Origin of the sequence: Bradyrhizobium sp. RP6 (genome assembly GCF_003837805.1) — a bacterium.
Lineage (GTDB): Bacteria > Pseudomonadota > Alphaproteobacteria > Rhizobiales > Xanthobacteraceae > Bradyrhizobium.
Genome location: NZ_RQIT01000002.1, coordinates 420,976 through 446,086, shown reverse-complemented (window position 1 = coordinate 446,086; position 25,111 = coordinate 420,976). Strand labels below are relative to the sequence as shown.

Annotated in this window: 28 protein-coding genes; 8 read left to right on the top strand and 20 right to left on the bottom strand. The window is 64.0% G+C overall.

The annotated features are described in order from the left end of the window. Positions 1-84: 84 nt before the first annotated feature. Together EHH60_RS06920 and EHH60_RS06915 are read left to right on the top strand one after the other, a co-directional pair. Positions 85-1,710, top strand: coding sequence for a long-chain fatty acid--CoA ligase (locus EHH60_RS06920; RefSeq protein WP_124158711.1), 1,626 nt, complete (start codon positions 85-87; stop codon positions 1,708-1,710). 55 nt (positions 1,711-1,765) lie between these two features. Next, a complete protein-coding gene (locus tag EHH60_RS06915) occupies positions 1,766-2,977 on the top strand; it encodes an acyl-CoA dehydrogenase family protein (RefSeq protein ID WP_124158710.1) in 1,212 nt (403 codons plus the stop codon). Positions 2,978-2,998: 21 nt separating this feature from the next. Here the strand turns inward: EHH60_RS06915 and EHH60_RS06910 are convergent, their stop codons facing one another. The 5 genes from EHH60_RS06910 to EHH60_RS06890 form a co-directional block, all read right to left on the bottom strand. Then, on the bottom strand, positions 2,999-3,907 hold the full coding sequence (locus EHH60_RS06910; RefSeq protein WP_124158709.1) for an amino acid ABC transporter substrate-binding protein: 909 nt from the start codon (positions 3,905-3,907) through the stop codon (positions 2,999-3,001). 139 nt (positions 3,908-4,046) lie between these two features. Then, positions 4,047-5,480: an amidohydrolase family protein gene (locus EHH60_RS06905; protein ID WP_124158708.1), complete on the bottom strand. Its 1,434-nt coding sequence runs from the start codon at positions 5,478-5,480 to the stop codon at positions 4,047-4,049. Between the two features lie 14 nt (positions 5,481-5,494). Then, the gene (locus EHH60_RS06900) at positions 5,495-6,520 is read right to left on the bottom strand and encodes an ABC transporter substrate-binding protein (RefSeq protein ID WP_124158707.1); all 1,026 of its coding nucleotides are present in this window, start codon (positions 6,518-6,520) and stop codon (positions 5,495-5,497) included. A 39-nt stretch (positions 6,521-6,559) separates the two neighbouring features. Further along, positions 6,560-7,324 (bottom strand): ABC transporter permease, encoded by a 765-nt coding sequence (locus EHH60_RS06895; protein ID WP_124158706.1) that lies wholly within the window; start codon positions 7,322-7,324, stop codon positions 6,560-6,562. Next, positions 7,324-8,181 carry an ABC transporter ATP-binding protein gene (locus EHH60_RS06890; RefSeq protein WP_245454425.1) on the bottom strand — a complete coding sequence of 286 codons (858 nt, stop codon included), beginning with the start codon at positions 8,179-8,181 and terminating at the stop codon, positions 7,324-7,326. Before EHH60_RS06890 ends, EHH60_RS06895 begins: the two co-directional genes overlap by 1 nt. Before the next feature lie 196 nt (positions 8,182-8,377). On the opposite strand from EHH60_RS06890, the gene EHH60_RS06885 reads away from it, so the two are divergent. Then, positions 8,378-9,136, top strand: coding sequence for a GntR family transcriptional regulator (locus EHH60_RS06885; RefSeq protein WP_124158704.1), 759 nt, complete (start codon positions 8,378-8,380; stop codon positions 9,134-9,136). Here EHH60_RS06885 and EHH60_RS06880 read toward each other — a convergent pair. Further along, positions 9,133-9,549, bottom strand: coding sequence for a nuclear transport factor 2-like protein (locus EHH60_RS06880; RefSeq protein ID WP_124158703.1), 417 nt, complete (start codon positions 9,547-9,549; stop codon positions 9,133-9,135). The two genes, EHH60_RS06885 and EHH60_RS06880, sit on opposite strands and share 4 nt — an antisense overlap. A 148-nt stretch (positions 9,550-9,697) precedes the next feature. On the opposite strand from EHH60_RS06880, the gene EHH60_RS06875 reads away from it, so the two are divergent. Beyond that, positions 9,698-10,948, top strand: a complete 1,251-nt coding sequence (locus tag EHH60_RS06875) for an amidohydrolase family protein (RefSeq protein WP_124158702.1) — start codon at positions 9,698-9,700, stop codon at positions 10,946-10,948. A gap of 295 nt (positions 10,949-11,243) precedes the next feature. Continuing rightward, positions 11,244-11,564, top strand: coding sequence for a hypothetical protein (locus tag EHH60_RS06870; RefSeq protein ID WP_124158701.1), 321 nt, complete (start codon positions 11,244-11,246; stop codon positions 11,562-11,564). Here the strand turns inward: EHH60_RS06870 and EHH60_RS06865 are convergent, their stop codons facing one another. The 6 genes from EHH60_RS06865 to EHH60_RS06840 all read right to left on the bottom strand — a co-directional run bounded on the left by EHH60_RS06865 (position 11,565) and on the right by EHH60_RS06840 (position 16,483). After that, positions 11,565-12,488: an NAD(P)-dependent oxidoreductase gene (locus tag EHH60_RS06865; RefSeq protein ID WP_124158700.1), complete on the bottom strand. Its 924-nt coding sequence runs from the start codon at positions 12,486-12,488 to the stop codon at positions 11,565-11,567. Further along, a complete protein-coding gene (locus EHH60_RS06860) occupies positions 12,488-13,357 on the bottom strand; it encodes a substrate-binding domain-containing protein (RefSeq protein WP_124158699.1) in 870 nt (289 codons plus the stop codon). The genes EHH60_RS06865 and EHH60_RS06860 overlap by 1 nt, the downstream gene beginning before the upstream one ends. A gap of 21 nt (positions 13,358-13,378) precedes the next feature. After that, a complete protein-coding gene (locus tag EHH60_RS06855; protein ID WP_124158698.1) occupies positions 13,379-14,062 on the bottom strand; it encodes a 4-carboxy-4-hydroxy-2-oxoadipate aldolase/oxaloacetate decarboxylase in 684 nt (227 codons plus the stop codon). Continuing rightward, entirely contained in the window at positions 14,059-14,772 is a 714-nt protein-coding gene (locus tag EHH60_RS06850; RefSeq protein WP_124158697.1) for a PIG-L deacetylase family protein, read from the bottom strand. The genes EHH60_RS06855 and EHH60_RS06850 overlap by 4 nt, the downstream gene beginning before the upstream one ends. Positions 14,773-14,856: 84 nt before the next feature. After that, complete coding sequence (locus tag EHH60_RS06845; RefSeq protein WP_124158696.1) at positions 14,857-15,741, bottom strand: amidohydrolase family protein; 885 nt, start codon at positions 15,739-15,741, stop codon at positions 14,857-14,859. Positions 15,742-15,772: 31 nt separating this feature from the next. Further along, entirely contained in the window at positions 15,773-16,483 is a 711-nt protein-coding gene (locus tag EHH60_RS06840) for a TetR/AcrR family transcriptional regulator (RefSeq protein WP_124158695.1), read from the bottom strand. A 126-nt stretch (positions 16,484-16,609) separates the two neighbouring features. Between EHH60_RS06840 and EHH60_RS06835 the strand changes: the two genes are divergently transcribed. After that, a complete protein-coding gene (locus EHH60_RS06835) occupies positions 16,610-17,587 on the top strand; it encodes a tripartite tricarboxylate transporter substrate binding protein (RefSeq protein ID WP_124158694.1) in 978 nt (325 codons plus the stop codon). 309 nt (positions 17,588-17,896) lie between these two features. Then, complete coding sequence (locus tag EHH60_RS06830; protein ID WP_124158693.1) at positions 17,897-18,820, top strand: PepSY domain-containing protein; 924 nt, start codon at positions 17,897-17,899, stop codon at positions 18,818-18,820. Between the two features lie 8 nt (positions 18,821-18,828). On the opposite strand, the gene EHH60_RS06825 is transcribed toward EHH60_RS06830, so the two are convergent. Next, positions 18,829-19,968, bottom strand: a complete 1,140-nt coding sequence (locus tag EHH60_RS06825) for a mechanosensitive ion channel family protein (protein WP_124159065.1) — start codon at positions 19,966-19,968, stop codon at positions 18,829-18,831. 128 nt (positions 19,969-20,096) lie between these two features. Here EHH60_RS06825 and EHH60_RS06820 point away from each other — a divergent pair, with 128 nt between their 5' ends. Then, positions 20,097-21,347 carry a DUF763 domain-containing protein gene (locus EHH60_RS06820; protein ID WP_124158692.1) on the top strand — a complete coding sequence of 417 codons (1,251 nt, stop codon included), beginning with the start codon at positions 20,097-20,099 and terminating at the stop codon, positions 21,345-21,347. A gap of 36 nt (positions 21,348-21,383) precedes the next feature. Here EHH60_RS06820 and EHH60_RS06815 read toward each other — a convergent pair whose 3' ends face one another. The 7 genes from EHH60_RS06815 to EHH60_RS06785 form a co-directional block, all read right to left on the bottom strand. Continuing rightward, positions 21,384-21,626 carry a hypothetical protein gene (locus EHH60_RS06815; protein ID WP_036001316.1) on the bottom strand — a complete coding sequence of 81 codons (243 nt, stop codon included), beginning with the start codon at positions 21,624-21,626 and terminating at the stop codon, positions 21,384-21,386. Positions 21,627-21,672: 46 nt separating this feature from the next. After that, on the bottom strand, positions 21,673-21,936 hold the full coding sequence (locus EHH60_RS06810; protein WP_124158691.1) for a hypothetical protein: 264 nt from the start codon (positions 21,934-21,936) through the stop codon (positions 21,673-21,675). Between the two features lie 15 nt (positions 21,937-21,951). Then, on the bottom strand, positions 21,952-22,152 hold the full coding sequence (locus tag EHH60_RS06805) for a hypothetical protein (protein ID WP_124158690.1): 201 nt from the start codon (positions 22,150-22,152) through the stop codon (positions 21,952-21,954). Between the two features lie 14 nt (positions 22,153-22,166). Then, positions 22,167-22,352, bottom strand: a complete 186-nt coding sequence (locus tag EHH60_RS06800) for a hypothetical protein (RefSeq protein ID WP_124159064.1) — start codon at positions 22,350-22,352, stop codon at positions 22,167-22,169. A 142-nt stretch (positions 22,353-22,494) separates the two neighbouring features. Further along, complete coding sequence (locus EHH60_RS06795; protein WP_245454424.1) at positions 22,495-23,766, bottom strand: cytochrome P450; 1,272 nt, start codon at positions 23,764-23,766, stop codon at positions 22,495-22,497. A gap of 104 nt (positions 23,767-23,870) precedes the next feature. After that, on the bottom strand, positions 23,871-24,191 hold the full coding sequence (locus tag EHH60_RS06790; protein WP_124158689.1) for a hypothetical protein: 321 nt from the start codon (positions 24,189-24,191) through the stop codon (positions 23,871-23,873). Positions 24,192-24,297: 106 nt separating this feature from the next. Beyond that, on the bottom strand, positions 24,298-25,071 hold the full coding sequence (locus EHH60_RS06785; protein WP_124158688.1) for a ferredoxin--NADP reductase: 774 nt from the start codon (positions 25,069-25,071) through the stop codon (positions 24,298-24,300). Between the last annotated feature and the right edge of the window lie 40 nt (positions 25,072-25,111).

Sequence of the window (25,111 nt, the reverse complement as noted above, 5' to 3'; positions counted from 1 at the left end):
TGAACGCCGCGTGGCGTTCCGCTAACCTCGCGCGCAAAATCACAAGCCTGCGCCATGCAATGACGCGGCGATCTGGAGGAGACCATGCAGGGATTGATGATGGACGTGCCGCTTCTGATCAGCGGCCTGATCCAGTATGCAGCCGACTATCACGGCGAAGCGGAGATCGTCGCGCGCGAGATCGAGGGCGACATCCATCGCTACACCTATGCCGACGCCCATCCCCGCATCAAGCGCATGGCACTGGCGCTCAAGAGGCTCGGCATGAATCCCGGCGACCGCGTCGGCACACTGGCCTGGAACACCCATCGCCATTTCGAGATGTTCTACGCGGCGCCGGGCATGGGCTACGTGTTGCATACAGTGAATCCACGGCTGTTTCCCGAACAGCTGGTCTACATCATCAATCATGCCGAAGACCGTCTGCTGTTCATCGACCGCGCCACATTGCCGCTCGTCGAGGCGATCGCGCCGCAGCTCAAGACGATCGAGGCCTATGTCGTGATGTCCTCGCGCGAGCGCATGCCCGAGACGAAGCTTGCGAACGTCCATTGTTACGAAGAGCTTCTGGGACGCGAGAACGAGGCCGGCTTCGCCTGGCCGGAGTTCGACGAGAAGTCCGCCTCGACCATCTGCTACACGTCGGGCACGACAGGCAATCCCAAGGGCGTGATCTACTCGCACCGCGCCGCGATCCTGCAGACCATGACCTGCTGCAGTTTCGACTTCCTGCCGGGCCATGTCGAGGGCGTGCGCGAGGTGATGATGCCGATGGCGCCCCTCTTCCACGGCAATGCCTGGAACATGCCGTTCACAGCTCCCTATACCGGCTCGAAACTGGTGCTGCCAGGCCGCAACTACGAGCCCGACAAGCTCTATGAACTGCTCGAAGGCGAGAAGGTGACGCTCTCGGCGGGCGTGCCGAGCTTCTGGCTGATCCTGCTCGACTGGCTCGGCCGCACCGGCAACAAATTCTCCACGCTGCGCGCAACGCTGTCGTCCGGCTCGGCGCCGCCGCGCGCGATGGTCGAGAGGCTGAAGCGCGAATATGGCATCGACTATATCCAGGCCTGGGGCATGACCGAGGCCTTGGGCTGCTCGATGCCGGGCTTGCGTCCCGGCTCGGAGCACCTCAGCGAGACGGAGAAATTCGATCGACGCCAGGTCTCGGGGCGGGCCTGTTTCGGCACCGCGTTGCGCATCGTCGACGATGCCGGCAACGAGTTGCCGCGCGACGGCAAGACCGTCGGTCATCTGCGCGCCCGGGGCCCCTGGGTCGCCTCGGGCTACATGAAGCTGGAGGAAGGCCTCGATCGCGACGGCTGGCTGATCACCGGCGACATGGCGGTGATCGACCCACAAGGCCACGTCACCCTGACCGATCGCTCCAAGGACGTGATCAAGTCCGGCGGCGAGTGGATCTCCTCGATCCAACTCGAGGACATCGCCTTGTCTCACCCCGACGTGCTGCAAGCTGCCGTCGTCGCGATTGCGCACGAGAAATGGCAGGAGCGCCCCCTGCTGCTCGTCGTCCGCAAGAAGGGCGCGACCGTCGACGGCAAGACACTGCTCGACCACATGCGCCCAAAAATCGCGAGCTGGTGGATGCCGGACGCGGTGGAATTCCTGGATGAATTCCCGATGACCGGCACGGGCAAGGTGCTGAAGTCCGCTCTGCGCGAGAAGTTCAGGGAGTACCGCGCCGCGTGAAGCGACGCATCATCGCGCTGAAGTCCGCCCCGACCTTCGATCCAGGAGACGAAAGATGCTCTACCCGATGTCGCCCAAAGTCGTCGAGCTCAAGCGCAAGCTCGAAAGCTTCATGGACGGGCACATCTATCCGAACGAGGAGCGCTTCTATCGCGAGGCGGAGGAGCTCGGGCCGTGGAAGGTCTATCCCGTCGTCGAGGAGCTGAAGCCGCTGGCGCGCGCCGAGGGGCTCTGGAATCTGTTCCTGCCGGAGTCCAGCCACGGCGCGGGTCTTTCCAATCTCGAATATGCCCCGCTCTGCGAGGTGATGGGGCGCTCGCACCTCGCGCCCGAGGTGTTCAACTGCTCGGCGCCCGACACCGGCAACATGGAGGTGCTGGAGCGCTACGGCACCGAGAAGGACAAGGAGCGTTGGCTGAAGCCACTGCTCGCGGGCGAGATCCGCTCCTGCTTCGCCATGACCGAGCCGGCGGTTGCATCATCCGATGCGACCAACATCGAGAGCTCGATCGTGCGCGACGGCGATAATTACGTCATCAACGGGCGCAAATGGTACACCACCAACGCGACCGACCCGCGCTGCAAGATCTGCATCTTCATGGGCAAGACCGATCCTGACAATCCGGACCGGCACAAGCAGCAATCCATGATCCTGGTGCCGATGGAGACATCAGGAATCGAGGTGAAGCGTCCCCTCCCCGTGTTCGGCTTCTACGGCGTGCCCGACCGCGCCTCCGAAGTGGTGTTCACCAATGTGCGCGTGCCCAAGGAGAACATGCTGCTCGGCGAGGGCCGCGGCTTCGAGATCGCGCAAGGCCGTCTCGGACCCGGCCGCATCCATCATTGCATGCGGCTGATCGGCCTGGCCGAACGCACGCTCGAGAAGATGTGCCGCCGCGTGCGGAGCCGGGTCGCCTTCGGCAAGCCGGTCTCGGAGCAGACGGTGACGCAGGAGCGCATCGCGGAGGCGCGCATCATGATCGAGCAGGCGCGGCTGCTGACGCTGAACGCGGCCCATGCGATGGACACGGTCGGCAACAAGGTGGCGAAGGCAGAGATCGCCATGATCAAGGTTGCCGTGCCCAACATGGCCTGCCAGATCATCGACTGGGCGATCCAGGCACACGGTGGCGGCGGCACCTCGAACGATTTCGGCCTGACGCACGCCTATGCCACCGCGCGCTTGCTGCGTCTTGCCGATGGACCCGATGAGGTCCATCGCAACCAGATCGCGCGGCTCGAGCTGAAGAAATACTCGAACGCGTAAGAAAGGCGCTCTTCCTTCGCCTCAGTTCACCACGTAGACGTCAGGATCGGCGCTCGAGCTCGGCTTCTTGAAGGCGTTGCGCAAGGCCGGAGACATCGGGACGTTGTAATTGAGGCCGTTCGGCGGGGTCGGCGATTGCAGCCACTTCTTGTAGAGCACCTCGATCTCGGGGCTGGCGTAGAGCTCCTCCGTGGCGCGATCGACGAGTGCCTTGAATGGCGCATCCTCCCGCCGCAGCATGATGCCGTAGGGCTCCGGCTTCGAGAACGCCTCCTCGCTGATCATGTAAGCCTGCGGCTCCTTCGACCGCGCGATGGCGACGGCGAGTTGCACGTCGTCGAGCGCGTAGGCCTGGGCGCGGTCGGTCTCCAGCAACAGGAAGGCCTCGGCCTGGTCCTTGGCCGGCATCACATTGATGCCGAGATTGCGCTCGGTGTTGACCTTGGCAAGCTGCGTCAGGTTGACCGATCCCGCAACCGCCGTGACCGCCTTGCCCTTGAGATCGTCGATGGTGTTGATCTTGGCGGCCTTCTTGGCCGCGAACCGCGTCGCGCTCAGGAAGTGCGTGTTGGTGAAGGCGACCTGCTTCTGGCGGTCGGCATTGTTTGTGGTCGCCGAGCAATGCAGATCGAGCGTGCCGTTGACCATCAAGGGGATTCGGTTCGACGAAGTCACGGCGAGCGTGTCGACGGCGATGTCGGGTATGCCGAGCTGCTTCTTCACGGCCTCGACGATCTTGAGGCAGATGTCCATGGCAAAGCCGACCGGCTTCTGGTTGCCGTCCAGATAACTGAACGGGACCGAGGCCTCCTGGTAGCCCAGCGTGATCTTCTTGCTCTCCTTGACCTTCTGGAGCGTGCCCGTGAGGTCCTCGGCGGAGGCTGAGCCCGCAAGACATGCCAGGGACAGAATAAGGGTGGGTAGACGCATCGGCTGCTCCTAGATGGGTCGTCGACCGGGGTCGAGACGAGAGATCGCGGAGGTGATAGCCGACACATGCGGCGTCCGCCAGCCGGGGCAGCGACTACCAGCCATCGCGCTATTCGATACTGCCCGAACGAAAGGCGCTTCACTGACACGTCAGCTGCTGTTCGAACCAGCCCTTCAAGCGCTCCGACAGGGCTGGCCACATCCGCTTGAAGTTCGCGAGCTTGCCCGCGCCGGTCCCATACAGCGCCCGCAACTCCTGCTCGATGGCCGGCAGATCAACGCCGGAACAGACCCCGTCCCTCACGATCGTTCTGCCGGCGACGACGACCTCCTTCACCAGGGACGCATTGCCGCGCGCGAACAGCAGCGCCATAGGGTCGACCGGCATGATCCGGTCGCGGTCGAGCCGGTCGAGATCGATCACGACGTAGTCGGCGGGGCTTCCGGTAAAGAGCTCGCCGCTCCCGGGCGCGCCAGTGGCGCGGCGCCCATTGCGGATGGCCAGCGAAAACATCTCGGCCGGCGTCCACGTCTGCTTGAAGCCGAGGCCGCCATGGGCCATCTGCACCAGCCGCATCTCGCGCAGGATGTCGTCGTCCTCGTCGAGCGCCAGCCCGTCGACACCGACAGCGATGGCGCAGCCGCATTTGTGCGCGGCGGCGATCGGCGCGAGGCCCGAGCGCAGATGCATGTTCGAGCTGAAATTGGTGACGATGCGCGCGCCGGAGGCCGCGATCATCTCCAGCTCGTCCGGGCGGGCGTGGATGCAATGCGCCAGCGTCAGCCGCTCGGAGAGGAAGCCAACGTCGCGCAGCCAGGGCACCATGTCCGGAAAATTCCGATCGGCCCAGGCCCGCTGGTACACGGTCTCCAGCAGATGCATGTGGATCCGGCGGCCGGTCCGCGCCGAACTCTCCGCCACCGCTTCCAGCAGCGGCTTCGAGCACCATTGCACGCCGGCAGGCCCGAGCTGCACGTCCACCATCGGACCGGCGATGGCCGCGGCAATGGCGTCCGTGAGTTCAATATACGTCTTTGGCGGCATCGGCGCGCGGACGAACAGCTCCTCGACGGTCTTGCGATCATCGCCGGAGAGACCCGAGAGCACCGGCTCGGCATCGCCATAGACGATCGGATTCTGGTCGCGCACGGCCATCGCAAAGGCGATGCGGATGCCGACGTCCGACGCAGCCTTCGCGACGGCTTTCGCCTCGTCGACCAGGGGCATCGTCCCGCTCGGACGCGTGTAGTGCACCATCATGGCCGCGCAGCCGGCCCTGGCGGAACGCGCCAACGCAGAGGCCGCGGTCAGATAGGGATCAACTGGCGTGCCCAGCGCGGTGCGCAGGATCCAGCTTTCCAGGGGCATGCCGACCGCGCCGAAGGACGATGCGGTGGCACGGGCGTGGTCATGGGCGTTGACGAAGGCCGGGATGACGAAGGAGCGAGGTCCAGGCCCCGCTCCTTCCGCGATTTCGGTGATGACGCCGCCATCGTGCCGCAGCACGACATTGTCGCTGACACCGACGTCAGGGCCACGAAACAGGCAGCTCGCCGAAATCTCCGTGGCCATGACGCCTTCCAAAATCAGTTGGCAGTATACACCAGCTCCCGCTCAGCGCGCGGCGGCAGGAATTCGCGCGAGAACACCTCTGCGGGCGTCGGCGCACGGGCGAGCTGATAGCCCTCGACCACGATGCCGATGGCGCGCGTCATGCGGTCGTCCTTGATATCGCCGATGCCGATCTCCTTCATCTCCGGCGAGACGATCAGCTTCTCGAAGGAATATTGCAGCCGGCGCTTCTCGACATCGGCGTTGATGAGATTGTCGTAGTTCATCGCCGCCTTCATGCCGGCATTCTGGTCCTTGGCGACCGCGATCGCGCCCTTGTTGATGGCGCGCACCAGGCCCGCGACCGCCTTCGGGGTCGAGGCGATCAGCTTCCGGGAGACCATCACGCCGTTGGAATAGAGATCGAGGCCATATTCGCCGAACGAGAACCATTTGAAGTCCTTGTCCGGATCCTGGCGGTTGAGCACCAGGTTGAAATAGCTGGTGATGTTGAAGACGAGCGCTGCATCGATATCCCCCTTGATCAGCATGGGTTCCTGCAAGTTCGGCGCCATGTTGGAGATCTTGATCTTCTCACCGTCGAGCCCGTTCTTGCGGGTGAACACCGGCAACAGGCGCGTCGTCGGCGTGCCCTGCGCGCCGCCGAGCGTATGGCCTTCGAAATCCTTGATGGTGTTGATGCCGCTGGTCTTCTTGGCGACGATCGCGAACGGCGGCTGGTTCCACATCATGTAGACCATGACGGGCGCCTCCTGCGGCTTGCTCGAGGCGTTCTGGATGATGGCGTTGACGTCGCCGAAGCCGGCGTCATAGGCGCCGGACATCACACGCGTGACGGTGGCGCCGGAGCCCTCGCCCTGGTCGATGATGACGTTGAGGCCCTCCTCCTTGAAGAGGCCGTTGTCCTTGGCATAGAAGAACGCAGCGTCGCTGCCCTGGGTCTTCCAGCCCAGCGTGAACTTGATCGTAGTTTCTTCCGCCATGGCGGCTCCTGCGGACAGCGCCAACCCCACCAGCGCCGCACTTAATTTCCTCAACATCGAGACCTCCTCAGCTTCGTTGCGTGACGGTTCAGGAATTCAGGTTGCGATCACGTCGTTCTTGCGCGTCGCCCAGCCGGTAACCCGCCCCTCGATCAACGAGAATACGACGTAGAGTGCGACGCCGAGCCCGGCGAGCACGAACAGGCCGGCAAAGACCAGCGGCACGTTGAAATTGGAGGACGCGGTCATCATGACGTTGCCGATGCCGCGGTTGGAGGCGACCGTCTCCGACAGCACCGCGCCGACGAAAGCGTATGAGATCGCGACCTTCAGCGAAGCGAAGAAGAAGGGCATGGTCCTGGGCAGGCCGACGTTCCAGAGGATGTCGAGCTTGCTGGCGCCGAGCGCCTTCAGCACGTCCTCGAGCTCGGGCTCGGTGGTCGCAAGGCCCGTGGCGATATTCACGACGATCGGGAAGAAGCAGATCGACAGTGCGGTCAGCACCGCCGGCACCGTGCCGGAGCCGAACCACAGCACGAAGATCGGCACCACCGCGACCTTGGGGATCGAAGAGAAGCCGATCAAAAGCGGATAGCAGGTGTCATAGGCCGTCTTCGATACGCCGATGATCGCGCCGAGCGCGACGCCGAGGACGAAGCCGAACATGGTGGTGGCCAGCGTCTGCACGATGTGCGGCCACAGCACCGGGAAGCGCTGGAACAACGTCAAGAACACCTGCGAGGGTCGGGGCAGCACGAGATCCGACATGCCCGTCATCAGGCAGAACAGCTCCCAGGCGACGAAGAACAACACGATCAGCCCCGCCGACCACGCCTTCTGCCTGACATCGATCCCGAACATCAGCCTGCCTCCTGCTCAGCCGCGCTGCGCGCATCCTCGATGAAGGTCCGCAGCTTCTGGTTCAGCGCGACGAATTCCGGCTCGAACGTCATGGCGACGGTGCGCGGGCGCGCAAACCCGACGCGGCTGTCGTCGAGGATGCGGCCAGGGCGCGCGCTCATCACACAGATGCGGCTGGCAAGGAAGCCAGCCTCGCGTAGATCGTGCGTCACCAGCAGCACCGTCGGCTTGTGCGTCATCCAGAGGTTCTGGAGGATCGCCCACAGCTCTTCGCGGGTGAACTGGTCGAGCGCGCCGAACGGCTCATCCAGCAGCAGCATGCGCGGTTCGTGGATCAGGGCGCGGCAGAGATTGGCGCGCTGGAGCATGCCGCCGGAGAGCTGCCAGGGATAACGGTTGCCGAAGCCGTTGAGGCCGACCTGCTCCAGCAGCGCGTTGGCCTTGTCACGGAATTCGGTTTTGCGCAGCTTCCGAAAATTCGAGCGGAACGGCTCTACGATCTTCAGCGGCAGCATGATGTTCCGCTCGATGGTCATCCACGGCAGCATGGTCGGATTCTGGAAGGCCATGCCGACCCGCATCGCGCGCGCCGCGACTTCGCGGCCACCCACGATGACGACGCCGCTGGTCGGCTGCACGAGGCCGCTGACGAGACGTAGAATGGTCGATTTGCCGCATCCTGACGGGCCGACCAGTGCGACAAACTCGCCGTCGGCGATCTTCAGGGTGGTCTTCGACAGGGCGGGCACGGCGCGGTCGCCGCGCCCGAAGGTCACGGAAGCCTCGGACAGCTCGATGGCCGTGGCGGTGGCGCCTTCGGGAACGGGCTGGCCGTCAAATTGGGCGTTGGGTTGCATGCGCATCACAGCCAAAGTGCATGCAAGCTGGGTGCCAGCCAGCGGTTATCGCAAAATCAATGATTTGCCAAATGCCCCCGGCGAACGGCCGGAGTCGATTTAGGCAATCCGGACATCAAACTGCATGCAATTGGAGCGCCGGATCGCAGCGGGACTGTGCTAAACAGAGGCTCAGACCCATCCCAAGGATTCGCCGATGGCGGCGCGCGCGAGCAGCAAGACTTCTGAATCGTCGGACAAGGTCAGCGTGATCTGCCGCGCACTCAGGCGCGCGATCATCGAGCAGGCGCTGGAGCCCGGCGCAAAACTGCCCGAGGACGCGCTCGGCGAACGCTTCGGCGTCAGCCGCACCATTGCCCGCCATGCGCTGGGCCAGCTCGCCGCAGAGGGCCTGGTCGAGCTCCGCCGCAACCGGATCGCGGTGGTGGCGACGCCGAGCTGGCAGGAGGCGCGCGATGCCTTCGACATCCGCATCGAGCTCGAGCGGCTCGTCGTGCGCCAGCTCGCGGGCAGGCTGACCAGGGCGCAGATCGCCGAGCTGAACGCACATGTCGACGCCGAGGATCGGGCGCGCGGCGGCACGGATGCGGTCTCGATCCGGCTCGCTACCGAATTTCACATCCTGCTCGCCCACATGACGAACAGTCCGATCCTGGTGCGCTATGTCAGCGAGGTCGCCTATCGCTGCTGCCTGACGCTGTCGCTCTACAGCCGGCCGCATTCCAGCGAATGTGCCATCAACGAGCACCGCGCCATCATCTCCGCGCTCGCCAAGGGCGACGAGGCCAAGGTGATGGAGCTGATGCACCATCACCTTGATTCCGTGGCCAACCGCGCGCTGGTGGCCCCGACTCCCCAGCGCGGCCGCGATCTGCTCGATATTCTCGCGCCCTATGCCGACGAGGTGACGAGCGATCGCGTCGTCAAGCTGCCGAAAATCGCGCGGAGGGGCTAAGCCTCGATGCCGCGCTGAACGAGGATCCGCTCGGCGCTGTCGTTCCACACGTCCATCTTTACGATCTGGCCGCCCTTCACCACGAAGCGATCGACATAGCGATTGCCCTCGAATGGCGTGCCGTCCATCCACTCGCCGTAGAGCGTGCCGACGCTGTAGACGACGGTCTCGTCCGCACCGGGGCAGACATCGAACCGATCCATCTTCTTCTTGACCCAGCGATAACGTTTCGCGTTGAAGCCGGTCGGCCCGCGCGGATGATCGAACGCGCGCCCACCGGTAAACGTGATCACCGTGCCCGGCTTCATATAGGCCGCCGCGGCATCGGGATCGGGGATCATCGACGCCGTGAGATAGGCTCCGACGATCTCGGCGTCGGTCATCGGGCGTGCAGCTTCTGCGGGGGCGGACATAGCGGGGTTCTCCAGGTAGGAGATATCTTACGATCGAGGACGCAAAGTGCATGCACATTTTTTGAACAATCGAGCCCACAACTGCACACAATCTGGAGCTGCCTGTTTCTCCAGCTTCCGCTAGGTTGCCAACGCTGAATCCGACACCATGACCACTGAGACCGCCTTCGACCTGATCTTCCGCAACGCGCTGTTGCGCTCATCCGCCGCACCCGTCGATATCGGCGTGAAAGGCGGCCGCATCGCCGCGATCGCGCCAAAGCTGACCTGCGAAGGGGTTTCCTGCGAGGCCGTCGAGGTCGGCGGCCGCCTCGCCCTGCCCGGCTTCGTCGACACCCACATCCATCTCGACAAGGCTTGCCTGCTCGGCCGCTGCAGGCACGATCACGGCAGCGTCTCGGAGGCAATCCGCGCCGTCGCCGGGATGAAGAAGGATTTCACGGTCGAGGACGTCTACGCGCGCGGCGCAAGCGTGCTCGAACGCGCCATCGCGTACGGCACGATGCGGATGCGCACCCATGTCGAGATCGATCCGCGCATCGGCTTGCGCGGCTTCGAGGCGCTCAAGTCGCTGAAGCGCGACTATGCCTGGGCGATCGACCTCGAACTCTGCGTTTTCCCGCAGGAGGGCCTGACCAACGATCCCGGAGCCGAGGAACTGCTGATCCAGGCGTTGCGCAATGGCGGGGAGGCCATCGGCGGCTGTCCCTACATGGACACCGACCCGAATGCGCATCTCGAGCGCATCTTCGATCTCGCGCAGGAATTCGACGTCGACGTCGATCTCCATCTCGATTTCGACCTCGATCCCTCCTGGTGGCATCTCGATCAGGTCTGCCGGCAGGCCGAGCGGCGCAACTATCAGGGACGTGTCGCGATCGGCCATGCGACAAAACTCTCCGCACTGCCGCCGGAACGCATGAAGGTTGCCACCGCGCAACTGGCGAGGGCCGGCGTTGCGGTCACCGTGCTACCCGCGACCGATCTTTATCTGATGGGGCGCGAGGCCACCCACAACGCGCCACGCGGGCTGACGCTCGCCCACAAGCTTGCGGGCGACGGCGTCCTGTGCTCGGTCGCGACCAACAACGTGCTCAATCCTTTCACGCCGTTCGGCGACGCCTCGCTGCTGCGCATGGCAAATCTCTATGCCAATGTCGCACACGCTTCGGTGAGCGATTTCGACACCTGCCTCGATCTCGTGACCGAACTGCCGGCCCGGCTGATGAACCTTGGTGATTACGGCATCAAGATCGGCAATCCCGCCGACCTCATCGTGCTCGATACACGAGACAGCCGCTTCGCTGTCGCCGAGCTACCCGACGTCCTGATGGGCTTCAAGGCCGGCCGAAAGACATTTGCGCGGCAGCGGCCCACCCTGTTCAATCCCAAGAACTGAGAGCGGTTCCGCTCGATATCCCGGACATCGCGTGACGCCGCACGCGGGACGTTCCGCATCCGTCGCGACGCCGGAGGAGCGTTCCGTCCGCTGACAAGGTCGACGCCCTTTCAGCGGTAAGATCGTCGGGAGACCCGTCTGGCCGTGGAGCTACTTCAGTTCGACTTTACCGCGGCTCGAGCCCACCCGAGATCGGTAGAATCCCGGACCGTAGCCAAACGCGTTGCGAGACCGGCGACGCCGGTAATAACTACGATCTGCACTGACCATCTCCGTTCAGTGTGGAAATATCGGCATGTTCAGCGCATTCAGTAGCATCGACTATCATTCCGTCCAGGCCCAGGCGCCCGCAGATACGGCGGTGAAGCGGCTCGACGGCATCGGCCAGGTTCTTTCTGGTCTCGATATCTTGGCGATCCAGACGCAGGACGACGTGAACCGCACGCTCTGGACGCTCGACGCCGCCAGCAAATGCGTTCACGCCGTGCTGGCGGAATTCCGCACGCAGCCGGCTACCGAACAGCTCGTCCGCAAATCGAGAAATCTGATCGACCTGATTGAACGCGCCCGCGATCAGGTCGTGAGCTTTCAGGAAAGCGGCGCGGTCCTGAGCTGACTACTTGGTGCGATTGATCTTCGCGAGGATTCGGTCCGCCTCGGTCCGCCAATCCGCGCTGCGGGCGAACTCTTTCGTGCCCCTGGCGCCGAACAGCCCTTCATCGGCGAGATCAGCCACCCAGGCCTGTCGTTCGGCAGTGCCCTGCGCGGACCATGGCGTCAAACCCGCCTCGCGCACGGTTTCGGCGACCTCACGCACCTCCTCGGCGCGGCGACGGCCGTGCTCGATCACACGCTGGAAGACGTAGGCGCCCTGCTCCTCCCAATCAATGCCGGGAAAGGTTTCCACGAGTGACGCCAGCACCGCATCCTCGACGCCGTAAGCGCGCGCGGTGGTAAAACTTTCGATGACCATGGCCTCGAGGCCCTTGATCATGATGCTCCGGCACATCTTCACGGCCGACGACACGCCGAGCTCATCGCTCGCGACCTTCGCCGCGAAACCGATCGCGTTCAGCAGCGGCTCGAGCTCTCTCGCACCGGGACCGCCGAGCAGCAGCGGCACCTTGATGCGATAAGGCGGCACCGAGGTCATCACCGCGCCCTCGACATAGCGCCCGGCAGCGCCGTCGATCAGCGCAGCCGCACGCTGCTTGGCGGCGGGCGAGGCCGAATTGAAATCGAGGAACCAGGTGCCCTGGTTGATCGCAGCCGCGCACGCCTTTGCGACCGGAACGGCCTGGCTCGCCGTGACCGCCGAGATGATGAAGTCGGATTTCGCGGTCAGCGCGGGATGAGAGGCGACGAGGGTCACGCCGAACTTCGCTGCATGCTCCTTGAGCGAAGCGCTCTGCTCGCCTCCGAGCTTGAGGTCGTAGGCGGCGACCTTGATGTCCTGCTGGCGCAAATCCTCGGCAAGGATCCTGCCGACTTCGCCGTATCCGACCAGTCCGATCTGCCAGCGCCTGGGATCACCTGCCATCAGTTCAGTCCTTCAATCGTCGCGTCGAACAGCTCCTCGACCGCGTAGCGCCGCGGGATCAGCGCCTGCTGGAATGCGTAGTCGACGATCAGCTCGAGCGATCTCCTGTTCGCCTCGATCCCGAACGGAACGAGGTCGGGCGTCGCCGCGGGCCCTGCCCGCTCCTTGCTCCGCTTGAGCAGATCATAGACGCCCGCGACCACGTCGGGTCGCGATTTCGCAAGCTGCTCGGTCACGACCACGAGATGGTTGACCGGCACGACGCCGCGATGGCCATACCATTTGGCGGCTTCGGCGGCGGGATCAGGGAACAGCGGCTTCAGCTTGGGATCATCAGAGGTCTCGCCGAGCACGGCATCGAGCTCGCCGTCAATCAGCATCTGCAGGATCTTGTTGTCCTTCGGCGCGCGCGCGGTTGTGTCGACATATTCGGCCACGTGCGGATCCTCGAAGGTCACCCAGCGGATCCTGTCGAGCTTGACGCCGTAGTCGTTGGCGAGGATGCCCCTGATCCAGGCGCCCGTCGTGGTCGTGAAGGAACGGATACCGACGCGCTTGCCTTCGAGGTTGGACGGACCGAGCGTTCCCTGGGCGGGATTGTACAACGCGTAGGAATGTTGGAAACGGCCCAGCATCGTCGCCGGCAGCAGCACCAGCGGCTTGCCATGCGCTTTCGCCATCAGATAGGTGACGATCGCCATCTCGCAGACGTCGAAGGCCTGCTCGCGCACCATCGGCTTGAACGCCGTGTTGGTCGGTGTGTACTCGATGAAGTCGAGATCGAACAGATCGGCGCGGAGCTCGCCGCTCTTCACGGCCTTGACGTGAGGGTGGCTGCCGAGCACGGCCTTCAGCTTGAGACGATTCATCCGCCCGCTCCGTGACTTGCTTCAGACGTCCTCGAGAGTGTCGACATAGACAAGGCCGGCCTTCGCCAAGGCCTCGCGCATGTTGTACATGTCGAGGCCGAGCTCGCCTGAGGCGAGGCGCTTACGCTTGCCGTCTTCATCCGCGTTGCGCTTCTTCGCCCTTTCGGCCACCTCGGCCGCATAGCGCTTCGGCACCACCACCACGCCATCGTCGTCGGCCACGACGATGTCGCCGGGGTCGACGTTCACACCGGCGCAAACCACGGGGACATTGACCGAGCCGAGCGTCGCCTTCACCGTCCCCTTGGCCGATACCGCGCGCGACCACACTGGAAAGCGCATCTCATGCACCGCTTTGACGTCACGACAGCCGGCGTCGATGATCAGCCCCTGCACACCGCGCGCCTGCAGCGACGTCGCAAGCAACTCGCCGAACATGCCGTCGGTGTTGTCAGTGGTGCAGCCGACGACGAGGACGTCGCCTGTTCTGCATTGCTCGACCGCGACATGGATCATCCAGTTGTCGCCCGGTTGCGCCAGCACCGTAACGGCAGGCCCCGCAATCGCCGCGCCCGGCCAGACGGGACGCAGATATGGCTTCATCAGGCCGATGCGGCCATAGGCCTCGTGTACGGTCGAGACGCCATACGCCGCCATGTTAGCGGGATCGGCCCGCTTGATGTTGCGAACGACGACCGGCTTCATGCGAGCTCCTCCGCCACGGTCGGAAACAGGCGCTGATAGGCCTCGCCATAGGTCATGGGAACGCCAGTGTTGCGGCTGCCCTGGATGCCGCGGTTGAGCGCGACGCGCTCGTAATAGCCCCAGAGATGCTTCTGTGCGGCCAGGATCTGGAACGCCTCGTACTTCTCCTTCCAGACCTCGTCGATCTTCAGGATCGTGTCCGGCTTGTAGTTGCACTGCTCGGGCTGGTGCGGCTCGAACAGGAACACCGGCGGCGCGGAGTATTTGTACTGCGCGCCGGGCTTGTGGCCCATCGCCTGCGCGACCACGCGCGTCTCCTGCGCGAAATGCGCTGCGTTCGGATGGTCGAAATTATAGGGGTCTTCCAGCGCGTGCGTCAGCACGAAGCTCGGATTGAGCTCGCGGTAGATGTCGACCATGCGGTCGAAATGCGCTTCTGTCAGCCTGAGCGGATAATCGCCGCAATCGAAGAACTCGATCTCGGCCCCCAACAGCTTGGCCGCCCGCTCCGCCTCGTCCTTGCGGCCGGCCTTGACCGATTCCAGCGTGGCGCCCTTTTCCTTCCAGGCGAACTGGCTCTCGCCGCGCTCGCCAAAGGACAAGCAGACGATCTTGATCCGATAGCCCTTCTTCGCATGCAGTGCGATGGCACCGCCGGCGCGCCAGACGAAATCGCCGGGATGCGCGGTGACGACGAGACCTGTTTTCATGGGTTGCTCCTTCCGTTCACATGCATTGGCCGGCGCAGCGCCGGCAACGGATTCCCGCACAGCCTGTCGATCGCGAGAACGCCGTCACGCCTCGAACCCGAACAAGCGCGCCGGATTCTGGACAAGGATCTTCTCCTGAAATTCCGGCTCCGGCGCAAACAGCGGGATCAGATCGACGAGGTCGCCGTCATTCGGCATCACCTTGACGTTCGGATGCGGCCAGTCGGTGCCCCAGATGACGCGGTCGGGCGCGGTCTCGACGATCTTTCGCGCGAACGGCACCGCATCCGTGAACGGCGGACCGGCCGAGGAGACCCGTTCCGAGCCGCAGATCTTGACCCAGCACTTCTCGTCGCGCTGCATCAGCTCGATCAAAATCCTGAACGGCAATTGATCGAGCCCGTCAGCAGCCTTCACCCGGCCCATGTGGTCGATGGTGTAGCTCAGCGGCAGCTTTGTCAGCATGTCGGCATATTCCGGCAGGTCGATCTCATCGAAGTGCAGATCGATGTGCCAGCCGAGCGGCGTGACCATCGCGACGATGCGGTCGAAGACACGCTTGTCGGGAACACCGCCGAGATGGCGCACGAAGTTGAAGCGGCAGCCCCGAAAGCCGCCATCGTGCAGCACGCGAAGCCCACATTCGGTGATGGTATCGTCGATATTGGCGACGGCACGGTAGGCGCCGTTGCTCTGCGCGATGGCATCTAGCGCGACAGTGTTGTCGGTGCCGTGCACGCTAGCATTGACGATGACGGCGCGCTCGACGCCGAGCTTGGCGTGCAGGATGCGGAAATCCTCCAGCGGCGCGTCGGGCGGCGTGTAGGAACGATCCGGCGCGTAAGGATATTTCGCAGCAGGCCCGAAGATGTGGCAATGCGCGTCGCAGGACAGCTTCGGCAGCTTGAACTTCGGCGTGCGCGTATTCGGATCGGGCGGCGGAATGGTCGGCGTGTACATCATCGTCATCAGGTGAACCGCCGAAGCGAAACCGCTTGTTTCAAGTCTTGCTGCTGGCGACCGGCCGCCGCCGCGCCGGCGCGACCTGGTCCAACGCCGGCGCCTGCAATGCGGCGACAGTCGCCTGCACCAATTGCTCGATGGCGCCTGCGGCATCGCTGCCGTCGGCCTCGCCGCGCGACAGGCGCGAAACGCGTTCCGGCGTCACCAGCGAATAATAGAGTGCACCCAGCAAGAAATGGCTGCGCCAGACGATATCGGTACGCGGAATATGCGGCAGGCTCTCGTGGATCGCGTCGATGAAGGCGTGGCTGGTGTCGTCGAAGGTCTGTGCGATGATCTTTCGCGCGACCTCGTTGCCTTCCGCCGACATCACCGCGCGCAGCCGCGTGAAGCGCGCGCCCCCGCCGGCAAGGTCGCTGCCCGAAGTGAAGGCCGGCACCACATAGGCGCGCACGATCGCCTCCAGCCGGTCCTGGAGATCGCGCACGCGCCTGGCAGCGGCAAGCAGTTCGGAACGGCGCAGGTTCATCGGCCCGCAATGTCGCCGGTAGATCTCCAGCAGCAGACCGTCCTTGGTCTTGAAATGATATGTCACGCTGCCCGGATTGGCCCCGGCGGCATGCGCGATATCTCGCACCGACACGGCATTGAAGCCGTTGGTGGCGAACAGCTCCTCGGCCGCGGCGAGGATCGCCTCGCGCATGTTCGGCTTGCGTGCCGTTTCCTTGCTGGTGGGCTTGCGTATCATGTGATTTGTACTATCGTACAAAAGATCAGGTCTCGTCAACAAAAACCATGGATCATGGATAGAGAGTCGAGACGGCTTGGAGACCGCCGGCAGGCGCGTGAATGCCCTTAAGGAGTGCAGGGAAATATGCTGGGTTTGAACAAGAAGATCGGCGGTTTGATCCTGGGTGTCGGCCTGCTGCTGACGGGGAGCGCGGCGCGGGCGGAAAATTATCCGAGCAAGCCGGTCCACATCCTGGTGCCCTACGCGGCCGGCGGCGCGGTCGACGTGCTCGCGCGCACGCTGGGCCAGGCGCTGGCCAAGACCTGGGGGCAGCAGCCCGTGATCGACAACCGTCCTGGCGCGGGCGGCATCGTCGCCTCGCAGACGCTGACAAAATCCGCACCCGACGGTTACACTCTGATCCTGGTCGCGAGCGGCCATCCGCTCAACCAGTTCATCTATTCGAGCGTGCCCTACGACACGTTCAAGGATTTCACCGCAATCACCGAGGTCGCCTCGTCCCCGCTCACGATCGTGGTGGCCAAGGACAGCCCTTACAAGACACTCGGCGATCTCCTCGCCGCCGCCAGGAAGGAGCCGGACAAGCTCTCCTACGGCATGTCCGGCAACGGCACCTCGGCGCATCTTGCGGGCGAGCTGCTGAAGTATATGTCCGGCACCAAGATCGTCGCGATCCCCTACAAGGGCGGCGCACCGGCGCTGACGGCTGTGATCGCCGGCGAGATTCCTCTCAGCATCAATCCGCTTGCCGAAGCGATCGGCCAGCTCGAAGGCGGCCCGGTCCGCGCGCTGGCGGTAACCTCCGCCGAACGCTCGAAGGCGCTGCCGGATGTGCCGACCATCGCCGAGGCCGGCGTGCCCGGCTACGACGTCTCGGTCTGGTGGGGCGTTCTTGGGCCGGCAAAAATGCCGCCGGAGATCGTGTCCAAGCTCGAAACCGATCTGAAGGCCGCGCTGCAGGATGCCGGCGTGCTGTCGACGCTCAGCAAGATCGGCGCAGCGCCGGTCGGCTCCTCCGCCAAGGACTTCGATGTCTATATGCATGCCGAGGCGGCCAAATGGGAGCCGGTGCTGAAGGCCGCCAACATCCGCGCGCAGTGAGGCTCTGCCACCCATCCAGATGCATCGCGCGCACCGCCCTGCTTGCATCTTAAGTCATTGCTTCGCCTGCTGCGCCCCCTCGCGCTGACGGCGAAGCAAAGCTTCTGGCAGCGGACAGCAGGCCGGCTTGACCGAGGCAGAACGCGAATGGGTCGCATTCGCTCGATGCTCCACCAGTAGCTGGAGATGTCAGATGACATCCGGCTGGCGTGCGTGCGGTTGCTGTAAATCAACGCAACAACATGGATAAAGCGTCATTTGTCTTCGCCGTGCTGCACGAGCACGATCGCAGGATGAAGGAGATGACGAATGAGCAAGCCCGCAATGCTGACTCTGCATCGCTGGATCACCCTGGTTTTCGCGCTGCCCCTGCTCGTCATCATGGTCACAGGCTTGATCCTGTCGTTCGAGCCCTTGGTGCAAGTCAGTCGCACCGGCGGTCCGGAGATCGAATCTTCTCGCGTCATCGGACTGATGAAGCGGTACGATCCTGATAACAAGGCGCGCGGCCTCTCGTTCGATGCATCGCGTCAGCAGATGACGCTGCAAGGCGCAGGCGTGCCGGTGATCGACCTCGTGACCGGCGAAGCTGCTGTCAGCGGCTCCGCCGTCTCCGATATCTTCCTTTGGGCGCGCGTCACGCACGAGCGGTTGCTCGGCCGGGCCTGGCTGGTGACGACGTCGACCGTTGCCCTGGTCGTCATCATGCTGCTGGGCCTTCTCATGGGACTGCCGCGGCTGCGCAACACGCCTTCCGGATGGCACAAGGGCATCGCATGGTTCGCGCTGCCGCTGATCCTGCTCAGTCCCTTGACGGGCCTGTGCATGGCCTTTGGGTTGACACTGCAGGGCGGAGCCGCTCCGGCGGACGGCGGACGTCCCATTGCCCTGGCGGAGGCGGTTCGCATGGTCGCAGACCAGCACGACCTCTCGCATGTGATCTCGATCGGTACGCGCGGCGGTCGCGTGATGGCGCGACTCAACGAGGGCGGAGAACTGCGCGCTTACGCGGTCAATTCGAGCGGGGTCGCGCCGTTGCCGCGCAACTGGCCGCGGCTGATCCATGAGGGAAACTGGTCGGCCCTGATCGCTTCGCCTCTCAACGCTATCACATCGATCGCCCTTCTGACGCTGCTGTCGACGGGGCTCCTGATCTGGGCCCGGCGGAAGCTGCGCAAGCCGCGCCGGCGCGCGGATCGGCAGGCCCACGCCGCCGCGGTCGGCGCCGGCTGATCGCGGAGTCAATTGCGCGCGCTCGCCCGCGTCCGCTCCGGCGTGACGCATCGAACGAGATCGGCTTGATCGTCGCCCGACGGGATCAGGATCGCGCGTTCGCGCGGCAGCGCTTCCGGCATCTCGTCGCGAATGAAGGCCACGAGCTTCTCCCTGATTTCGCAGCGCAGGTCCCAAGACTGCGGTGCATTCCTGGCGCTGACCAGCGCCCGAAGCTCGATGGTGCGCGCATCGGCATCGATCACCTGCAGATTGACCACCTCGCCGTCCCACAGCTGTGACTGCTTCACCGCCTGCTCCAGCCAGCTCCTGATGCGTGGGACGTCAGCACGATAGTCGACATGGAGCGCGATCACGCCGATGAGGGATGCGGTGTCGCGCGTCCAGTTCTGGAACGGTTTCTCGATGAAATAGGACAGCGGCACCACCATGCGGCGCCAGTCCCACAGTCGGATCACGACATAGGTCGAAGCGATGTCCTCGACCCAGCCCCATTCGTTCTCGATGATCACGGCGTCCTCGATCCGGATCGGCTGGGTGATAGCGATCTGCAAGCCCGCGATCAGGTTGCTCAGCAGCGGCCGGGCGGCAAGACCGACGATGATACCGGCTGCGCCGGCGGAGGCGAACAGGCTGACGCCATACTGCCTCACCGAGTCGAACGTCATCAATGCTGTCGACACCGTGATGACGATAATGATCGTGTCGGTGACGCGCTTGAACACACGCACCTGCGTGACATGCTTGCGTGCGATGAAATTCTCGGTGACGTCGCGAAAGTTCTGGAGATAGCGCGCCGCACTCATGTCGACGATCCGGATCGAGATCCAGCCGATCAGCGCGATGAAGGCCACGACGAACAGCCGTATCAGCGGCGTGCGGATCGCGTCGTCCAGCGGCGCGACCGGCAGCACCAGTGCCACGGCAGCCAGACAAAGAGCGAGTTGGGCCGGTCCCGCGGTCCGATCGATGAACACGCTCAGAATGGGAAAACGGGTTCCGAATGCGCGGCCGAACAGCCATATGGCGACCCGATAGACCAGCAGCGCGAGCAGCATAGCGCCGGCAACAAGGCTCAGGCCAATGAACCATGAAGGTATCCAGCCGAACATCCTGTCGATGTCGGCCATGAGGGTCTGCCAATTCACTGTCGTCCCCGTCATTGCATGCGCACCAGGGCGCTCAACGCCTTCCGGCCGGCTTGGCTCCCCCGTTCAGGGCAAAGCAGCAATCCGCTGATGCAAGCGTCCCCGAATTGCGCTAGCTTCAGCAGCCCATGACTCGACGAACTGGCAGCGCCGATCTCCCTCTTCACACCGGACGGGTTCCGCCGTGGCTGGCGAGTCGCATGTCCTCGCTGGGCGCGATCGTCACTCAAGCGATCGTGCATCATTACGGCCGCGATGCGTTCCTCCAACGGCTGTCGCATCCGTTCTGGTTCCAGTCGTTTGGCGCCGTGATGGGGATGGACTGGCACTCCTCCGGCATCACCACCTCGGTGATCGGCGCACTGAAGCGCGGGCTCGGACCGCTTCAGGACGAGCTCGGAATTTATGTCTGTGGCGGCCGAGGTCAGCATTCGCGCAAGACGCCGGACGAGTTGTTGCAGCTCGCCGACCGCGTCGGCTTCGACGGCGCGAAGCTGACGCGCGCCAGCCGTCTGGTGGCCAAGGTCGACAGCGCCGCGGTCCAGGACGGTTTCGACCTTTACCTGCACGGCTTCTTCGTGACGGCCGACGCCAAATGGACGGTGGTGCAGCAGGGCATGAACGGCGACAAGCGGCAGGCGCGGCGCTATCACTGGCATTCCGAGGCGCTGAAGAGCTTTGTCGATGCACCGCACAGCGCAATCGACGGGCCGCAACAGGGAGAGATCGTCAATCTCACCGATCATCGCGCCGACATCTCTCGAACGGCGCAGCTCGAAATGCTCTCCGGTCTCGGCCCGGATCGCATCGTCTCCGAATTCGAACGGCTCATCGGCACCGGGGCCACGCCGGCACAGGGCACGCTGCCGCATCTGATCATGCCTGCCCATCACGACGTCCGTCCCAAGGACGTGTTCGCGCGCCGCCTGCACGGCACGCTGGCCGCGGCGGCCGAGCGGGGCCCGGTCGATTTCCCGGAGCTGCTGCTCACGCCGGGCGTCGGCGCGCGTACCGTGCGCTCACTCGCGATGGTCGCTGAGGTCGTGCACGGCCCCCCCTATCGCTTCAGGGATCCCGCGCGTTTCTCGCTCGCCCATGGCGGCAAGGACCGGCATCCCTATCCCGTTCCGATCAAGGTTTATGACGAGACCATCCGGGTGCTGAAGGGCGCGATCCAGAACGCCAAGCTCGGACGCGAGGAAGAGATGCATGCGATCAAGCGTCTTGACGAACAAGCGCGGCGGCTGGAGCGGACCGCGCGCGGCCCCTCGGTTGAGGCTTTCATCGCCGGTGAACGTGCGGCCTCACCGGATCTCGATGGCCGTTCGGTGTTCGGCTGGGAGCGTGACCTTGCGCCCACAAAAAAGCGGACCGGCTGAACACCGGTCCGCAAGTTGGCGGGAGGAACGCTCCATTCAGGTCTCGTCGGCCTCCGGCTTCTCATCGAGCCGGTTTGCTGCGTGGTCCTGATATTGTTCGGTCTGGATGGACTTGCCGTCCATGCCACGAATGTCCGAATGCTGTTTCTTGTCGCGGTTGGACAGGACCATGTTGTCGCCGATCATCTCCTTCGGCACGTCGGTCAATGCGCCGGTGCCGTCGCCTTTGCCATGCATGCCCGATCTGAAGTGCGTCTTGCTGCCGTGCCCACCTGGCATCCGTCTCTCCTCTTGCAGTGGTCTCTTGCAGTGGTCTTCCGATGGATTAGTGCTTCTGTTGCGCCGTCGTCGGTTTGGGCGGCTTGTGGCCGCTCTGGCCGGGATCGTTGTGCTTGTTGTGATCGCTTTCCTGGTTGAGACCGCCGCGGCTCACCGGAAACTCGCTGTGACGCGCTTCCGGCCGCGAACGATGAACGGCGGTATCCTGGACGTTGCGGCCAGACGCCTGATCGAGCTCCCTCGCATCGGGAACATCAGGCTTGCGTTCGAGAATGCGCACCTGCTGCTCGTGAGTCTTCTTGCCTTGCATGCTGATCTCCAATCGTCACCTGCCTCCGCCCTTTCCGGCCTCGTCGTGCCTGTGATGGGAATCGTGCTCGCCACCGCCGCCGGACACCCGGCTGTGGCTGCGCTGCGGATCGTCCGCCGGTGGCTTCTTGACCTCTAATGGTGCCTTCGCGTTCTCATGCGAGGCGCCGGGTCCGCCCTGACGAATGCTGTTCGGTGTCTTGGTGGATGTCGACATGGATGTCGTCCTCCTCAGTGATCTTGCTGATAGCCTTGATTGGTCGTGTTCTGCTTGATGTTGCCCTGCTGTCCCTGCTGATCCGGATTCTGTACACGCTCCTGACCGTGCGGCATCTGATCGGCGGACATCTGCTTGCGATCGCCGGTTCCCTTGCGGCTCTGATTGTCCGGTGGAACAGGTGGCATCTTGCTGGCCATGATCTTGTCTCCCGTTACGACGTCGATCTGCGACATGCGCTTAAAGGAACTCCCCTCCGCGTCATGTCCGGATGACAACAGCACGAACGGCACACCGTTCCTGGCCGATCACACCAGCCGAAGATCTTCCGAAAGAGCGTTGTCAGTTCGCCGTGGTGAGGGAACGATCGTCCCTCGCTCCCGTGCGTGCAGTCGTCCCTGTTCCGCGGCCCCCTGCCGTGACGGGAAGCTTCGCGATCGCGCGCAAGCCCGGCCGCTTGCGCCAGCGGATCTCAGTGGCATCGACGGCCAGACTCAATTTCGGCCAACGCACGAACAGCGCCTCCAGCGCGCAGGCCGCCTCGATGCGCGCGAGTTGATGGCCAAGGCAGAAATGGATTCCCGTGCCGAACGAGATATGGCGGTTCGGCTTGCGTTCGAGATCGAGGCGCTCGGGACGATCATGCACCGCCGGATCCATGTTTGCGGCGGCAAGCATCACCATGACGCGGTCGCCCTTCTTCAGGCGCACGCCTTCGACCTCGACGTCGCGGCGCACATAGCGGGGTTTGGAGAATTGCACCGGCGACACGAACCGCAGGAACTCCTCCACCGCAAGCCCGACACGGCTCCAGTCCTGTTCCAGCCGGTCGCGCAAGTCGGGATTCCTGAGAAGCTCATACGCGGAACCGCTGACGAGATGAGTGGTCGTCTCCGAACCCGCGGCGAGCAGCAGGAATACCATCGAAACCATTTCGTCCGGCGTGATCTGACCGCCCTCGCGCTCGACCTGGACCAGTTCGGCGATCAGGCCCTCGCCGCCATGCGCGCGTGCAAGCTGCAACTGCTGTTCGAGGTAGACTCGCATCTTGCGGAACGCAAACAGCAAGCGGAAGAAGCTGACGACATTCGTCAGCGAGGACATCTCGTTGGCCCAGGCGATGAACTTCGGACGATCGGCCGGCGGCAGGCCCAGGAGCTCCGAGATCACCGCGAGCGGCAGGATGCGCGCGTAGCGCTGGACGAGATCGGCCGGGCTTCCCGCTGCGAACAGTTCGTCCGCAAGCGTGTCGGCGATGGCACGGATGCGTGGCTCCATTGCAACGATCGCGCGGCGGCGAAAGGCCTCGTCCACGATGCTGCGCAGCCGCGTGTGATCCGGCTCGTCCATCGTCAGCATGTTGTTGGCAATGGTCCTGACGTATCTCGGCATCCACCAGCGCAGGCCCGCGACGTCGCCGTCCTCCTTGCGCAGCGTGAAGGTCGTGCCATCCTTCAGCACCTGTGCTGTCGCATCATGGGTCGTGGTGATCCAGACATCGCCGACGATGGGGAATCGCGTCGCAACCACAGGGCCGGACATGCGCAAGGTCGCGATCGCCTTGGGCGGATCGCGAAAGAAGGCCTCGCTGGTGAAATCGAGGCGTGCTGTCATGGGATCACCGGGGCGATTGGTACCGTATCACCGAGATGGTGCATGGCGCCGCCGCCGCAAGGAGGCGCGCCTTTTCATCGACCGCAGACGTGGAAGAGATGCGCCTACCCGCCCCCGGGCGAACGCTGGCCAGTCTTGCGTTGTTGGGTGTAGGCGTCCCAATGGCTCCAGCTGCCATTGCTGAGGCTCTGCAGGTCGGTTGCGAGTGGACGGCGTGTGCGCTTGTCGTGATCGGCAATCGCGCGCTCTGATTGCGCGATCTTCCGCTTGAGTTCCGCGACCGCCTTCTGGGTTTGGCCATTCCGCTTCGATGAGGCGATCTCGCCCATCGTGAAGCGCGCGGTCTCCAGGGCCTTCAACTCGGCGCGATTCTTCTTCAACTGAACCCGGTGCCAGGCGATGTTGCTGTCGCTGTCCGCAACCATGTGGGAACTCCGCTGATTCGCTCCCATATAGTATCAAGCGCCGAATCGGCGCCGCAACGGGCCCCAGGCGGCGAAAGTACGGTCTTATTGCGCAGGAATTCCGAGATTACCGCTCGGCAAAGGCCTTTTCGACCACAAACTGGGCCGGCTCGCCGTGATTGCCCTCGACGAAGCCGCGCTCGCCCAGGAGCACGCGGGTGTCCGCGACCAGCGCCGGGCTGCCGCAGATCATGACACGATCCCGGGCTGCTTCCAGCACCGGCAGGCCGATATCGGCGAACAGCTTGCCTGAGGTGATGAGGTCGGTGATACGGCCGCGGTTGCGGAAAGGATCGCGGGTCACGGTCGGATAGTAGATCAGCTGATTGCGGATGTACTCGCCGAGCAGCTCGTCCTTCGGCAGATGCTCGGTGATCATCTCGCCATAGGCGAGCTCCTTCACGTGGCGGCAGCCGTGCAGCAGCACGACCTTCTCGAACCGCTCATACGTCTCGGGATCCTTGATCACGCTCAGGAAAGGCGCGAGGCCCGTGCCGGTGCCGATGAGGTAGAGGTTGCGCCCCTCCTCCAGATTGTCGATCACCAGCGTGCCGGTCGCCTTGCGGCTGACGATGATCTCGTCGCCTTCCTTCAGATGCTGAAGCCGCGAGGTCAGCGGGCCGTCCGGCACCTTGATCGAGAAGAACTCAAGCGTGTCCTCGTAATTGGCGCTGGCGACGCTATAGGCCCGCAGCAGCGGCTTCTCGCCGACCTTGAGCCCGATCATGGTGAATTCGCCGTTGCGGAAACGGAAGGTCGGGCTGCGGGTGGTCTTGAAGGAGAACAGCGTGTCGGTCCAGTGGTGGACGCTCAAAACGCTTTCCTGATTGAAATTGCTCATCTCACCCTTCCGTATCGCTTGCTTGCGGTCTCGAGGCGGT